Source organism: Cupriavidus necator, from assembly GCF_040578825.1.
Taxonomy (GTDB): Bacteria; Pseudomonadota; Gammaproteobacteria; order Burkholderiales; family Burkholderiaceae; genus Cupriavidus; species Cupriavidus necator_E.
On the sequence record NZ_JBEFLI010000117.1, the window covers coordinates 1 to 12262 of the forward strand.

The following is a 12262-nucleotide window of genomic DNA, read 5'->3' on the forward strand; positions in this document are numbered from 1 at the left end:
GAACTCTGAGGGGTTTCAGGTTTGGCGCACCAACCACGAAAAACAAGCAATCCTACATTGACGACTCTGCCGGTCGCTATCCCTCTGCATTGTCTTCAGAACAACGTTCCGAGAACATACAAGGGGAGCAAACCGCCAGCGGGCTTAGCGCGTTGGCAAGGCCTTTGTCTCAGCCAAACAGCCGCGCCAACTCCACCCCCGGCTCCGGCGCCCGCATAAACGCCTCACCCACCAGGAACGCATGCACATTGGCATCGCGCATGCGCTGCACATCGGCCGGCCCCAGGATGCCGGACTCCGTCACCACCAGCTTGTCAGCCGGCATATGCGGCAGCAGGTCCAGCGTGTTGTCCAGCGACACCTCGAAGGTACGCAGGTTGCGGTTGTTCACACCCAGCAGCGGCGTCTTCAGCCGCAAGGCGGCATCGAGCTCATCGTCACCGTGCACTTCCACCAGCACATCCATGCCGAGCTCAAGCGCACAGGCTTCCAGGTCAGCCATCAGGCCAGGATCCAGGGCGGCCACGATCAGCAGGATGCAGTCGGCACCCCAGGTGCGCGCTTCATAGACCTGGTACAGATCGACCATGAAGTCCTTGCGCAGGCAAGGCAACGGGCAGGCGCCGCGCGCGCGTTTCAGGTAGTCGGCATGCCCCTGGAAGAAGTTCACATCGGTCAGCACCGACAGGCACGCAGCGCCGTGGCTGGCATAGCTCTCGGCGATCGCCTCCGGCACGAAGTGCTCGCGCAGCACGCCCTTGGACGGCGATGCCTTCTTGACCTCGGCGATCACGCCGGCGTTGCCGGCGGCGATCTTCTCGCGCAGCGCGCGCTCGAAGCCGCGCGGGGCGAGGTCTGCCTCGCTGCGCAAACTCTCCGCCTCGGCGCGCAGGCTGGGCAGGTCGCGCTTCTTGCGCGCGGCGGCGACTTCGTCGGCCTTGACGGCCAGGATCTTTTGCAGGATGTCGGACATAAGGCTTTCCGCCAGAAAATTGAGGATCAGGCCTTGAACTGCTGCGTCGCGCGCACGAACTGGTCGAGCTTCTGGCGCGCCGCGCCGCTGGCGATGGCCTCGCGCGCGCGGCGGATGCCGTCCTCGACCGAATCCGCCACGTTGGCGGCGTACAGCGCGGTGCCGGCATTCAGCGACACGATCTCGCGCGGTGTGCCGGGCACGTCGGACAGCGCCTCCAGCAGCATCTCTTTCGATTCGGCCGCATCGGCCACCTTCAGGCCGCGGTTGGAGATCATCTGCAGGCCGAAGTCCTCGGGGTGGATTTCATACTCGCGCACCTCGCCGTCCTTCAGCTCGCCCACCAGCGTGGCGGCGCCCAGCGAGACCTCGTCCATCCCGTCCTTGCCGTACACGACAATGGCATGCTTCGCGCCCAGCCGCTGCATCACGCGCACCTGGATGCCGACGAGATCGGGATGGAACACGCCCATCAGGATATTGGGCGCGTCGGCCGGGTTTGTCAGGGGGCCCAGGATATTGAAGATGGTGCGCACGCCCATTTCCTTGCGGATCGGCGCGACGTTCTTCATCGCCGGGTGGTGCGTGGGCGCGAACATAAAGCCGATGCCGGTCTCCTCGATGCACTGGCCGACCTGCCCGGGCGTCAGCATGATGTTCGCGCCGAGCGCCTCCAGCACATCGGCGCTGCCCGACTTGGAACTGACGCCACGGTTGCCATGCTTGGCGATCTTCGCGCCCGCGGCGGCCGCGACAAACATCGATGCCGTCGAGATATTGAACGTGTGCGAGCCATCGCCACCGGTGCCGACGATATCGACGAAATTCTCGCGATCGGCCACCGGCACCTTGTTGGCGAACTCGCGCATCACCTGCGCGGCGGCGGAGATCTCGCCGATGGTTTCCTTCTTGACGCGCAGGCCGGTCAGGATCGCGGCGGCCATCACCGGCGAGATCTGCGCCTGCATGATCTGCCGCATCAGGTGCAGCATCTCGTCATGGAAGATCTCGCGGTGGTCGATGCAGCGCGTCAGGGCTTCTTGCGGCGTGATGGACATGGCGTTCTCGGTGTCGGAAGGGGCATGGAGGGCAGCGGGCGCGGTATCGAGCAGTCTCATCGCGGCGCCTTGACGAAGTTGGCCAGCATCGCATGGCCGTGTTCGGACAGGATCGACTCGGGATGGAACTGCACGCCTTCGATGGCGAGCGTCTTGTGGCGCACGCCCATGATCTCGCCGTCAGGGGTCCAGGCGGTGATCTCCAGGCAATCGGGCAGGGTCTCGCGCTCGATTGCCAGCGAATGATAGCGCGTCACGTCGAAATGCTTGGGCAGCCCGGCGAACACGCCCTGCTGGGTGGTCTCGATGGTGCTGACCTTGCCGTGCATCACCTGCTTGGCGCGGATCACCTTGCCGCCGAAGGCCTCGCCGATGGCCTGGTGGCCCAGGCACACGCCCAGCATCGGGACCTTGCCGGCGAAGTGCTGCAGCGCGGCCACCGAGATGCCGGCTTCCTTCGGGCTGCACGGCCCGGGCGACACGCAGATATGGTCCGGCTTGAGCGCCTCGATCTCCTCGATCGTGATCTCGTCGTTGCGGTAGGTGCGCACGTCCACGCCCAGTTCGCCAAAGTATTGGACCAGGTTGTAGGTGAACGAATCGTAGTTGTCGATCATCAGCAGCATGGCGCTTGTCTCCTGTTCTCTCAGATGTCGGAGTCCAGGCCATCCTGGACCTGCTCGGCGGCGCGGATCACGGCGCGCGCCTTGGCTTCGGTTTCCCTCCATTCGGCTTCCGGGTCCGAATCGGCGACGATGCCGGCGGCGGCCTGCACATACAGGTTGCCATCCTTGACGATGCCGGTGCGGATCGCGATCGCCAGGTCCATCTCCCCGCCGAACGACAGGTAGCCCACCGCGCCGCCGTAGATACCGCGCTTGCGCGGCTCCAGCTCGTCGATGATTTCCATCGCATGGACCTTGGGCGCGCCCGACAGCGTGCCTGCCGGGAAGGTCGCGCGCAGGACATCGAGGTTGCTGATGCCTTCGCGCAGCGTGCCTTCGACCGAGCTGACGATATGCTGCACGTGCGAGTATTTCTCGATCACCATCTTGTCGGTGACCTTGACCGAGCCGGTCTCGGCGATGCGGCCGATATCGTTGCGCGCCAGGTCGATCAGCATCACATGCTCGGCGATTTCCTTGGGATCGTTGAGCAGCTCGGTGGCAAGCTGCGCGTCCTTCTCCGGCGTGTTGCCGCGCGGGCGCGTGCCGGCCAGCGGGCGGATGGTGACGATATGTTCATTGCGCATGTCGCCATTGGTGCCGACCTTGCGCTCCTCCTGCCGCACCAGGATCTCCGGCGAGGCGCCGACCACCTGGAAGTCGCCGAAGTTGTAGAAGTACATATACGGCGACGGGTTCAGCGAACGCAGCGCGCGGTACAGCGACAGCGGCGCGTCGCGGTAAGGCTTGACCAGCCGCTGGCCGATCTGCACCTGCATCATGTCGCCGGCCATGATGTATTCCTTGGCCTTGTGCACGGCGGCCAGGTAGTCGGCCTTGGCGAATTCGCGGTAGACCTCGGTCTGCACCGACGGGCTGGTGACCGGCACGTCCACCGGCTGGCGCAGCTTCATGCGCAGCTCGCGCAGGCGCTGGCGGGCGCGGGAATAGGCTTCCGGCGTGGTCGGGTCGGCGTAGACGATCAGGTAGAGCTTGCCCGACAGGTTGTCGATGACCGCCAGTTCCTCGCACAGCAGCAGCTGGATATCGGGCAGGTTCAGGTCGTCGGGCTTGTGCGTGTCGGCGAGCTTCTTCTCGATATAGCGCACCGCATCGTAGCCGAAGTAGCCGGCCAGGCCGCCGCAGAAGCGGGGCAGTCCCGGGCGCAGCGCCACCTTGAAGCGCTTCTCGAACTCGGCGATAAAGTCGAGCGGGTTGCCTTCGTGGGTTTCCACCACCTTGCCGTCGGTCACCACCTCAGTGCGGTTGCCGAAGGCACGCAGCAGCGTGCGGGCATGCAGGCCGATAAACGAGAAGCGGCCGAAGCGCTCGCCGCCGACCACCGATTCGAGCAGGAAGGTATTGACGCCGCGGGTCTGCGACTGGGCCAGCTTCAGGTACAGCGACAGCGGCGTTTCCAGGTCGGCAAAGGCCTCCGCGATCAGCGGGATGCGGTTGTAGCCCTGGTCGGCCAGCGATTTGAATTCCAGTTCGGTCATGTCGGTCCTCTTGTGCGGCGCGCTGCGCGGTAGGTGGGCGCGGCGCCCGCGTCATCGGCAATCAGGCTGGAGCGAAGGGATACCCGCCCCGTTCGGCGGGCCGTGGTGCAAGGGGCTTGCGGACAAGACTGCACACGGCCGGGGTAGGGCGTGCGGCGCGTTCTTGAGCTAAACGTAGCACACGAACATGGCGGCTACGCTGGCTTGCGGCGGGTTTTGGTGGGAATGCCCGGCACGGATAGGTACCTTGGCCGGTGTGGCGAGGCCCTCGGGTCGAGGGCTCGTCAGCAGACTCGCGAACGCACTTTACGCCTGTTGGGAGGCGCGCCAGCGACGCCAGGGCCAAGCCTGCCGATCACTGCCAGAAGAGATGCGTTTGCGGTTCAGAAACATTGAATGTTCAGGGATTTCGGTCGCTATCGACGCGGTTGTGTCGACCTTAGCGATGACCTGCCCGGTGTGCCGCAAACAGCTCCGCGGCGTGGGCAATGGAGTCGACTATACCATCGGCCTCGACGGCTTGTACAGGGTTGCCATGGTTGTAACCATAGGGCACCAGCAGCACCCCCATGCCGGCCGCGCGGGCCGCCCGGGCGTCGTTTTCCGAGTCGCCCAGCGCCGCCATCGCCGCCGGATCGAGCCGGAATACCTCGGCTACCTTGAGCAGCGGGAACGGATCCGGCTTGCGCAGCGCGAAGGCGTCGCCGCCGTAGACCAGCTCGAAATACTGTGCCAGCCCGGTCTTGGCCAGCAGCGGCTCGGTGAAGCCGTAGGGCTTGTTGGTCACGCAGGCCAGCCGCAGCCCGGCCGCCTTCATCGCCGCCAGGCCTTCGCGCACGCCCGGGTAGACCTGCGAAAACTGGCCGTTGATGCGGATGTACTCGCGGTCGTACAGCGCGTAGGCGTCGGCGAACAGGCCATTGGCGTGCAGCGGCGCAAAGCGCGCGTCCAGCACGCGCCGGATCAGGTTCTCCGAGCCCTTGCCGACGTAGCTGACGATCTCCTGCTCCGACATCGGCGCCACCGGCCCCAGGTGGGGATGCTGGCGGCCCAGCGTCAGCAGCATGGCGTTGATCGACGCATGGAAGTCGCCCGCGGTATCGACCATGGTGCCGTCCAGGTCGACGATCACGCCTTCAATGCCGCGCCAGTCAGTGCGGCGCAGGGTTGCGCCACTCATTGGCCGACCTTCGCCAGCTCGCCGCGCAGCCCGGAAATGATGCCGCGGTAGCCGCCGTCCGCATCCGGCTTGCCGAAGACTGCGGAGCCCGCCACGAAGGTGTCGGCGCCGGCCGCGGCGATCTCGGCGATGTTGTCGACCTTCACGCCGCCGTCCACTTCCAGCAGGATGGTGCGGCCGGTGCGGGCGGTGTACGCATCGATGCGCTGGCGCACCGCACGCAGCTTGTTGAGGGTCTCGGGGATGAACGACTGGCCGCCGAAGCCCGGGTTGACCGACATCAGCAGGATCACGTCCAGGCGGTCCATCACGTGATCCAGGTGGTGCAGCGGCGTGGCCGGGTTGAACACCAGGCCGGCCTGGCAGCCGTGGTCGCGGATCAGCGCGAGCGAGCGGTCCACGTGCTCGCTGGCTTCCGGGTGGAAGGTGATGATATTGGCGCCCGCCTTGGCAAAGTCCGGGATGATCCGGTCCACCGGGCGCACCATCAGGTGCACGTCGATCGGCGCGCTCACGTGCGGGCGGATCGCCTCGCACACCAGCGGGCCCACGGTCAGGTTGGGCACGTAATGGTTGTCCATCACGTCGAAGTGGATCCAGTCGGCGCCGGCCTCGGTCACGCGGCGCACTTCCTCGCCCAGGCGGGCAAAGTCGGCGGACAGGATGGACGGGGCGATGCGGAAGGTGGGCGTGCTCATGGTGGCGGCGAGGAAGTGGGGTCCGGGCAGATGTGGGGAATGCTGTGCTTGCCCCAGGCGCGACGCCACGGGCGGGCGCCTTAGGGGTCGCCCGGCCAGCCCGGGCGTGAAAGGGCTATATTCTACCGCCGCCCCCACCGGCCCGTGGCCTTGCGGGGGCTTTGGCCGGTGCTCTTGCCCGGGCCGCGCCCATCCCGCACAATGCGGCTACCCATTCCCTTGCCGGCCGCCTGGCGCCGGCCCTGCCCACGATGAGCGAGTACGCCTTCTCCGTGTCGGTACGCACCCAGTACCTGCCGGACCAGTCAGACCCTGAGCGCGGGCGCCATGCCTTCGCCTACACCATCACCATCCACAATACCGGCGAGGTGGCGGCGCAGCTGATTTCGCGCCACTGGATCATCACCGACAGCGACAACGGCACGCAGGAAGTCGCCGGCCTTGGCGTGGTCGGCCACCAGCCGCTGCTCAAGCCGGGCGAGCATTTCGAATACACGAGCTGGGCCACGATCTCGACGCCGGTCGGCTCGATGAAGGGCGAGTACTTCTGCGTGGCCGAGGACGGGCACCGGTTCGAGGTGCCGATCCCGGAATTCGCGCTGGTGCTGCCGCGCATGCTGCACTGAGCGCGCGGCGGGGGTCCGGCAGCCGGGGGAACCTACTGGCGCTTCGCGCTGTCCTGATCCTGCGCCGGCGCTTCGGGTGCCGGCGAAGCCTGCCGGGACGGATGATCGTCCGGCGCGCGCGTGGGACGCGGGTTCTTTTTGGCCGTGCCCATGGTCCAGACCACGATAAAGATCAGCAGGAACAGCGCCACGCCGGCTTCCAGGGCGAACAGCAGCATGGGATGGGCTTCGAAGAACTTGCTCATGGCGGATGCGGCGAGGGCCCGCGGGGGCGCAGGCGGCGGTAGACAATGACTGGTGATTGTAGGCCAATCGGCCCGATCGGCCCCATGAGCCCATCCGCCGCAGCGGCCCGGCGATCCATGCCGGCGCAGCGCTGCCTTAGTGCCGGCGGCGGACACTGAACAACAAGCAAGATGGCATACGCGGATTCCCTTTTGATTTCTTCTGCTTCTTCCTCGCGCGCCGGCGCCCGGGCCTGGCTCGCGCTGGCCGGCGCCGCCGCGTTGCTGGCCGGCTGCATGAGCGGCCCGCCGCCGCGCATCGAGACCGGCCCGGCCGGCACCACGCCGCCGTCTGCTGCCTCGCAGAAGGGCAGCCTGCAGGCGGCTAGCTGGAACGAGATCGGCGGCTGGACCCAGGATGACGTGCGCGCCGCCTGGCCCGCGCTGCAGGCGAGCTGCCAGGCGCTGAAGAAGCGCGCCGAATGGAGCCGTGCCTGCGCCGCCGGGATGATGGTGGACGCCGGCGATCTCGGCGCCATGCGCGCCTACTTCGAGAGCAACTTCCAGCCGTTCCGCGTAGTCAACGGCGACGGCAGCGACAGCGGGCTGATCACCGGCTACTACGAGCCCATCCTGCATGGCTCGCGCACGCGCCAGGGCAAGTTCCAGGTGCCGCTGTACCGCAAGCCGGCGCAATTCGGCAACCGCCCGCTGCCGGGCCGCGCCGAGCTGCTGCAGAACCCGGCCATGCGCGGCAATGAGCTGGTGTGGGTGGATGACGCGGTGGAGGCCGCCTTCCTGCAGATCCAGGGCTCGGGCCGGATCCGGCTGGCCGACGGCACCATGATGCGGGTGGGCTTTGGCGGCACCAACGACCAGCCGTTCCGCTCGTTCGGCAAATGGCTGCTCGACCGCGGCGAGATCACCTCGGCGCAGGCCACCATGCAGGGCATCAAGGCCTGGGCGCGCGCCAATCCGGCTCGGGTCGAGGAGATGCTGAACGTCAACCCGCGCTTCGTCTTCTTCCGCGAGCTGCCGCCCAACAACGACGGCCCGGTGGGCGCGCTGGGCGTGCCACTGACGGCGGAGCGCTCGATCGCGGTCGATCCGGCCACCATCCCGTTGGGGGTGCCGGTGTTCCTGTCGACCACGCGGCCGCTGTCGACCGAGCCGATCCAGCGCCTGATGTTCGCGCAGGACACCGGCAGCGCCATCAAGGGCGGGGTGCGGGCGGACTTCTTCTGGGGCGCGGGCGATGCCGCCGGGGAGACCGCGGGGCGGATGAAGCAGGGCGGGCGGATGTGGGTGTTGATGCCGCGTAGCTGAGGGTTTGCGCCCCTCTCCCTCATGCGGGAGAGGGGCGCGTTCACCAGCGACTGGCGGCTTGCGTCCAGCCTGCGCTGGTGAGGAACGCTTTTCTATAGCCCCGCCTCAGCGCGGCCGCTGATCAACAATCCGCCGCGCCTTGCCCACCGAGCGTTCCACGCCACCCTCGGGCAGCACCTCGATGCCGGCTGTGACGCCGATATAGGCCTTGATCTCATGCGCCAGCCGCTCGCGTGCCTCGTGCGCCAGCGCCGGCTGGCTGCCGTGGGCGCATTCGACGCGCACGGTCAGCGTATCCATGTGGCCCTCCTTGGTCAGCACGCACTGGTAGTGCGGCGCCAGCTCGGCGTGCTTCAGGATCAGCTCCTCGATCTGCGACGGGAATACGTTGACGCCACGCACGATCATCATGTCGTCGGTGCGGCCGGTGACCTTCTCCATGCGGCGGAACGCCGGGCGCGCCGTCCCGGGCAGCAGCCGGGTCAGGTCGCGGGTGCGGTAGCGCACCACCGGCATTGCCTCCTTCGTCAGCGAGGTGAATACCAGTTCGCCAAACTCGCCGTCCGGGAGCACTGCGCCGGTATCGGGGTCGATGATCTCGGGGTAGAAGTGGTCTTCCCAGATGGTCGGGCCGTCCTTGGTCTCGGCGCACTCGTTGGCCACGCCCGGGCCCATCACCTCGGACAGGCCGTAGATATCGACCGCCGAAATGCCCATGCGCTTCTCGATCGCCAGCCGCATCTCCGGCGTCCACGGCTCGGCGCCGAAGATGCCCACGCGCAGCGAACTGCTGGCCGGGTCGATGCCCTGGCGCTCGAACTCGTCGGCGATCGCCAGCATATAGCTGGGCGTCACCATGATGACCTCGGGCTTGAAGTCCTGGATCAGCTGCACCTGCCGCTCGGTCTGGCCGCCGCCGAACGGGATCGCGGTCAGGCCCGCTTTTTCCACGCCATAGTGCGCGCCGAGCCCGCCGGTGAAGAGGCCGTAGCCGTAGCTGATATGCACCTTGTCGCCACGCCGCCCGCCTGAGGCGCGGATCGAGCGCGCCATCACCGTGGCCCAGTTGTCGATGTCCTGCAGCGTGTACCCGACCACGGTCGGCTTGCCGGTGGTGCCGGACGAGGCGTGGATACGCGCCACCCGGTCCTGCGGCACCGCGAACATGCCGAACGGGTAGTTGTCGCGCAGGTCCTGCTTGCTGGTGAACGGGAAGCGCGCCAGGTCGGCCAGCGAGTGTAGCTGGTCGGGGTGGACGCCGGCTTCGTCGAATTTGCGGCGGTACACCGGCGAGTTGGCATAGGCATGGTTGAGCGACCACCGCAGCCGTTCGAGCTGCAAGGCCTGCAGCTCGGCGCGGCTGGCGGTCTCGATCGGATCCAGGGGCAGATCGGTCAGGCGCGTGCTCATGTCGTCTCCTGCACGGGGGGCGTTTGTCGTAGCTGTCTTGCGGGCGGACTCAGGCGCCGTCCGGCGGCGGCACCACGTGTCCCTTGATCTGCGCCGACTTGCCGCGGAACATCGCCACCACGTCGCCCGCGGCATTGGTCACGCGGATATCGTAGATGCCATGCCGGCCGGAGCGGACCTGCTCGACGGCCTCGGCGGTGAGTATGTCGCCGCCGTGCACGGGTTTGAGGAATTCGATGCTGCAGCCGGCGGCCACGGTGTTGATGTTATGGCTGTTGCAGGCGAAGGCGAAGGTGGAATCGGCCAGCGTGAACATCAGGCCGCCGTGGCAGATGCCGTGCCCGTTGAGGAATTCCTTGCGCACCGGCATGGTGAGGCGGGCGTAGCCGGGGCGGACGGCTTCTACCGTGATCCCCAGCCAGCGGCTGCAGGTATCGGCTTCATACATGGCGGCGGCGGCCGCTTCGGCGAGGGCCTGGGGGTCCTGGTTCAAGCGTATCTCCTGTATAGGTACGAGCGCGGAGGGCGCCGTCTCGCCCCTCCGCAGTTACTTGCCGGTGAAGCGCGGCGCGCGTTTTTCGAGGAAGGCGTTGACGCCCTCGGCATAGTCGGCGGACTGGCCAAGCTCGCGCTGCAGGTCGCGCTCCAGGTCGAGCTGGGTGTCCAGCGTGGCGGTGCCGCTACCGTACATGGCGCGCTTGATCGCGGCCAGCGCCCGGGTCGGCTGGCCGGCGAGGTGCGTGGCCAGCGCCAGTGCCTGTTCTGGCAGCAGCGGATCGTCCATCGCCTCCCAGATCAGGCCCCATTTTTCGGCTTCTTCGGCGGCAAGGCGGTCGCCGGTCATGGCCAGGCCCAGCGCGCGCGCCATGCCGATGCGGCGCGGCAGCAGCCAGGTGCCGCCGGAATCGGGCACCAGCCCGATCTTGACGAAGGCCTGGATAAAGGTGGCGGAGCGCGCGGCCAGCACCATGTCGCACGCCAGCGCCAGGTTGGCGCCGGCACCCGCCGCGGTGCCGTTGACGGCGGCTACCACCGGCAGTGGCAGCGCCTGTAGCCGGCGGATCAGCGGGTTGAACCAGGTGTCGATCAGTTCGCCCAGGTCTGTCATGTGGCCCGGCGTGAAGTCCAGGTCGGCCAGATCCTGGCCGGCGCAGAAACCGCGGCCGGCGCCGGTCAGCAGCAGGGCGCGTGCGCCGCCGGCTTCGACATGGTCGAGCGCCTGTTGCAGCGCCTTGTGCATCTCGCGGGTAAAGCTGTTGAGCTTGTCGGGGCGGTTCAGTGTGATCACGGCCACCGGGCCTTGCCATCGCAGCAAGATCGGGCCGGCCTCGACGCTGACCGGCTGGCCAGCGGGCGTGGACATCGGGGGCATAGCTTGTCTCCTGCCTTTGGTGTTCTCGCGGTCGGATTGCGGCTTAAATAAACCGACCAGTCGGTCGGCAAATGGTAGCACTAAACGCCGTGCGCGAGTATCGTCTCGCTGGATAAGAGATTGACCCACTTATGCACAGAGGAGAAGACATGTCGTACGAAAACATCCTGGTCGAGACGCGCGGCCGTGTTGGCCTGATCACCCTGAACCGCCCCAAGGCCCTGAACGCGCTCAACGACGCGCTGATGGACGAGCTTGGGACCGCCCTGACGGCTTTGGACCAGGATGAGGGCATCGGCGCCATCGTCATTACTGGCAGCGAGCGCGCGTTTGCCGCCGGCGCCGATATCGGCATGATGGCCAAGTACTCCTTTATGGATGTGTACAAGGGCGATTACATCACCCGCAACTGGGAAACCATCCGCAAGATCCGCAAACCGGTCATCGCCGGCGTCGCGGGCTACGCGCTGGGCGGCGGCTGTGAGCTGGCGATGATGTGCGACATCATCATCGCGGCTGACTCGGCGAAGTTCGGTCAGCCGGAAGTGAAGCTGGGCACCATGCCTGGCGCCGGCGGCACCCAGCGCCTGCCGCGCGCGGTGTCCAAGGCCAAGGCCATGGACCTGTGCCTGACCTCGCGCATGATGGACGCGGCCGAGGCCGAGCGCGCCGGCCTGGTATCCCGCGTGGTGCCGGCCGACAAGCTGCTGGACGAAGTATTGGCGGCGGCCGAAACGATTGCCGGCTTCTCCCTGCCGGTGGTGTTGATGATCAAGGAGTCGGTCAACGCGGCCTACGAGACCACGCTGGCCGAAGGCGTGCGTTTCGAGCGCCGGTTGTTCCATGCCACCTTCGCCAGCGAAGACCAGAAGGAAGGCATGACCGCTTTCGTCGAAAAGCGCAGCCCCAATTTCCAGCATCGCTGAGGACTTGATAGGGGAATACCCGAGGCGGGCGAGGGGGTATTAAGCGACTCCCGCGCCTGTGACGCAAGAGATTCTCTTTTCGGCTCAAGGGCTTATGAAAAATCTCGGGAACCCTTAGCCGATCAGCGTGACAAAGTTGTTGCAGGGGACGTCGAACCGGCCTATTATTCGCCCCCTCGCAACACGAACCGCAGCGCTGCAACGCAGGCGCAGCAAGGGTTGCGGGGTCGACCGGTCGGTTGGCGCAGCGAAGTTTGCAGCGCTGACCGCAGCAAAAAAAGATGCTGAAACGGTTGACGAAACGA

13 protein-coding genes are annotated in these 12262 nt (G+C 66.8%); 3 read left to right on the plus strand and 10 right to left on the minus strand.

Annotated elements, in window-relative coordinates:
* Positions 1 to 169: 169 nt before the first annotated feature.
* The 6 genes from trpC to rpe all read right to left on the minus strand — a co-directional run bounded on the left by trpC (position 170) and on the right by rpe (position 6073).
* Complete coding sequence (gene trpC / locus AB1I47_RS32090; protein WP_354687694.1) at positions 170 to 973, minus strand: indole-3-glycerol phosphate synthase TrpC; 804 nt, start codon at positions 971 to 973, stop codon at positions 170 to 172.
* A gap of 26 nt (positions 974 to 999) precedes the next feature.
* On the minus strand, positions 1000 to 2031 hold the full coding sequence (gene trpD, locus AB1I47_RS32095) for an anthranilate phosphoribosyltransferase (RefSeq protein ID WP_354687705.1): 1032 nt from the start codon (positions 2029 to 2031) through the stop codon (positions 1000 to 1002).
* Between the two features lie 56 nt (positions 2032 to 2087).
* A complete protein-coding gene (locus AB1I47_RS32100) occupies positions 2088 to 2657 on the minus strand; it encodes an aminodeoxychorismate/anthranilate synthase component II (protein ID WP_354687695.1) in 570 nt (189 codons plus the stop codon).
* A gap of 20 nt (positions 2658 to 2677) precedes the next feature.
* Positions 2678 to 4195, minus strand: a complete 1518-nt coding sequence (gene trpE, locus AB1I47_RS32105; protein WP_354687696.1) for an anthranilate synthase component I — start codon at positions 4193 to 4195, stop codon at positions 2678 to 2680.
* A 439-nt stretch (positions 4196 to 4634) separates the two neighbouring features.
* Positions 4635 to 5375: a phosphoglycolate phosphatase gene (gene gph / locus AB1I47_RS32110; protein WP_354687697.1), complete on the minus strand. Its 741-nt coding sequence runs from the start codon at positions 5373 to 5375 to the stop codon at positions 4635 to 4637.
* Positions 5372 to 6073: a ribulose-phosphate 3-epimerase gene (gene rpe, locus AB1I47_RS32115; protein ID WP_354687698.1), complete on the minus strand. Its 702-nt coding sequence runs from the start codon at positions 6071 to 6073 to the stop codon at positions 5372 to 5374. Before rpe ends, gph begins: the two co-directional genes overlap by 4 nt.
* Positions 6074 to 6324: 251 nt before the next feature.
* On the opposite strand from rpe, the gene apaG reads away from it, so the two are divergent.
* A complete protein-coding gene (gene apaG / locus AB1I47_RS32120) occupies positions 6325 to 6699 on the plus strand; it encodes a Co2+/Mg2+ efflux protein ApaG (protein WP_012353991.1) in 375 nt (124 codons plus the stop codon).
* Between the two features lie 32 nt (positions 6700 to 6731).
* On the opposite strand, the gene AB1I47_RS32125 is transcribed toward apaG, so the two are convergent.
* Positions 6732 to 6944, minus strand: a complete 213-nt coding sequence (locus AB1I47_RS32125) for a hypothetical protein (RefSeq protein ID WP_354687699.1) — start codon at positions 6942 to 6944, stop codon at positions 6732 to 6734.
* 171 nt (positions 6945 to 7115) lie between these two features.
* Here AB1I47_RS32125 and mltA point away from each other — a divergent pair, with 171 nt between their 5' ends.
* A complete protein-coding gene (gene mltA / locus AB1I47_RS32130) occupies positions 7116 to 8249 on the plus strand; it encodes a murein transglycosylase A (protein WP_354687700.1) in 1134 nt (377 codons plus the stop codon).
* Positions 8250 to 8354: 105 nt separating this feature from the next.
* Here the strand turns inward: mltA and paaK are convergent, their stop codons facing one another.
* From paaK to paaG, 3 genes are read right to left on the minus strand one after another with little or no spacing between them, the layout of a single operon-like run.
* Positions 8355 to 9659 (minus strand): phenylacetate--CoA ligase PaaK, encoded by a 1305-nt coding sequence (gene paaK, locus AB1I47_RS32135; RefSeq protein WP_354687701.1) that lies wholly within the window; start codon positions 9657 to 9659, stop codon positions 8355 to 8357.
* 49 nt (positions 9660 to 9708) lie between these two features.
* Positions 9709 to 10152, minus strand: coding sequence for a hydroxyphenylacetyl-CoA thioesterase PaaI (gene paaI / locus AB1I47_RS32140; RefSeq protein WP_354687702.1), 444 nt, complete (start codon positions 10150 to 10152; stop codon positions 9709 to 9711).
* A 54-nt stretch (positions 10153 to 10206) separates the two neighbouring features.
* Entirely contained in the window at positions 10207 to 11031 is an 825-nt protein-coding gene (paaG, locus tag AB1I47_RS32145; RefSeq protein WP_354687703.1) for a 2-(1,2-epoxy-1,2-dihydrophenyl)acetyl-CoA isomerase PaaG, read from the minus strand.
* Positions 11032 to 11180: 149 nt separating this feature from the next.
* Between paaG and AB1I47_RS32150 the strand changes: the two genes are divergently transcribed.
* Positions 11181 to 11957 (plus strand): enoyl-CoA hydratase, encoded by a 777-nt coding sequence (locus AB1I47_RS32150; protein ID WP_354687704.1) that lies wholly within the window; start codon positions 11181 to 11183, stop codon positions 11955 to 11957.
* Positions 11958 to 12262 lie beyond the last annotated feature (305 nt).

Coding starts and splice junctions, on each gene's coding strand:
- trpC (WP_354687694.1), bottom strand. CDS start 973: ATGTCCGACATCCTGCAAAAGATCCTGGCCGTCAAGGCCGACGAAGTC.
- trpD (WP_354687705.1), bottom strand. CDS start 2,031: ATGTCCATCACGCCGCAAGAAGCCCTGACGCGCTGCATCGACCACCGC.
- AB1I47_RS32100 (WP_354687695.1), bottom strand. CDS start 2,657: ATGCTGCTGATGATCGACAACTACGATTCGTTCACCTACAACCTGGTC.
- trpE (WP_354687696.1), bottom strand. CDS start 4,195: ATGACCGAACTGGAATTCAAATCGCTGGCCGACCAGGGCTACAACCGC.
- gph (WP_354687697.1), bottom strand. CDS start 5,375: ATGAGTGGCGCAACCCTGCGCCGCACTGACTGGCGCGGCATTGAAGGC.
- rpe (WP_354687698.1), bottom strand. CDS start 6,073: ATGAGCACGCCCACCTTCCGCATCGCCCCGTCCATCCTGTCCGCCGAC.
- apaG (WP_012353991.1), top strand. CDS start 6,325: ATGAGCGAGTACGCCTTCTCCGTGTCGGTACGCACCCAGTACCTGCCG.
- AB1I47_RS32125 (WP_354687699.1), bottom strand. CDS start 6,944: ATGAGCAAGTTCTTCGAAGCCCATCCCATGCTGCTGTTCGCCCTGGAA.
- mltA (WP_354687700.1), top strand. CDS start 7,116: ATGGCATACGCGGATTCCCTTTTGATTTCTTCTGCTTCTTCCTCGCGC.
- paaK (WP_354687701.1), bottom strand. CDS start 9,659: ATGAGCACGCGCCTGACCGATCTGCCCCTGGATCCGATCGAGACCGCC.
- paaG (WP_354687703.1), bottom strand. CDS start 11,031: ATGCCCCCGATGTCCACGCCCGCTGGCCAGCCGGTCAGCGTCGAGGCC.
- AB1I47_RS32150 (WP_354687704.1), top strand. CDS start 11,181: ATGTCGTACGAAAACATCCTGGTCGAGACGCGCGGCCGTGTTGGCCTG.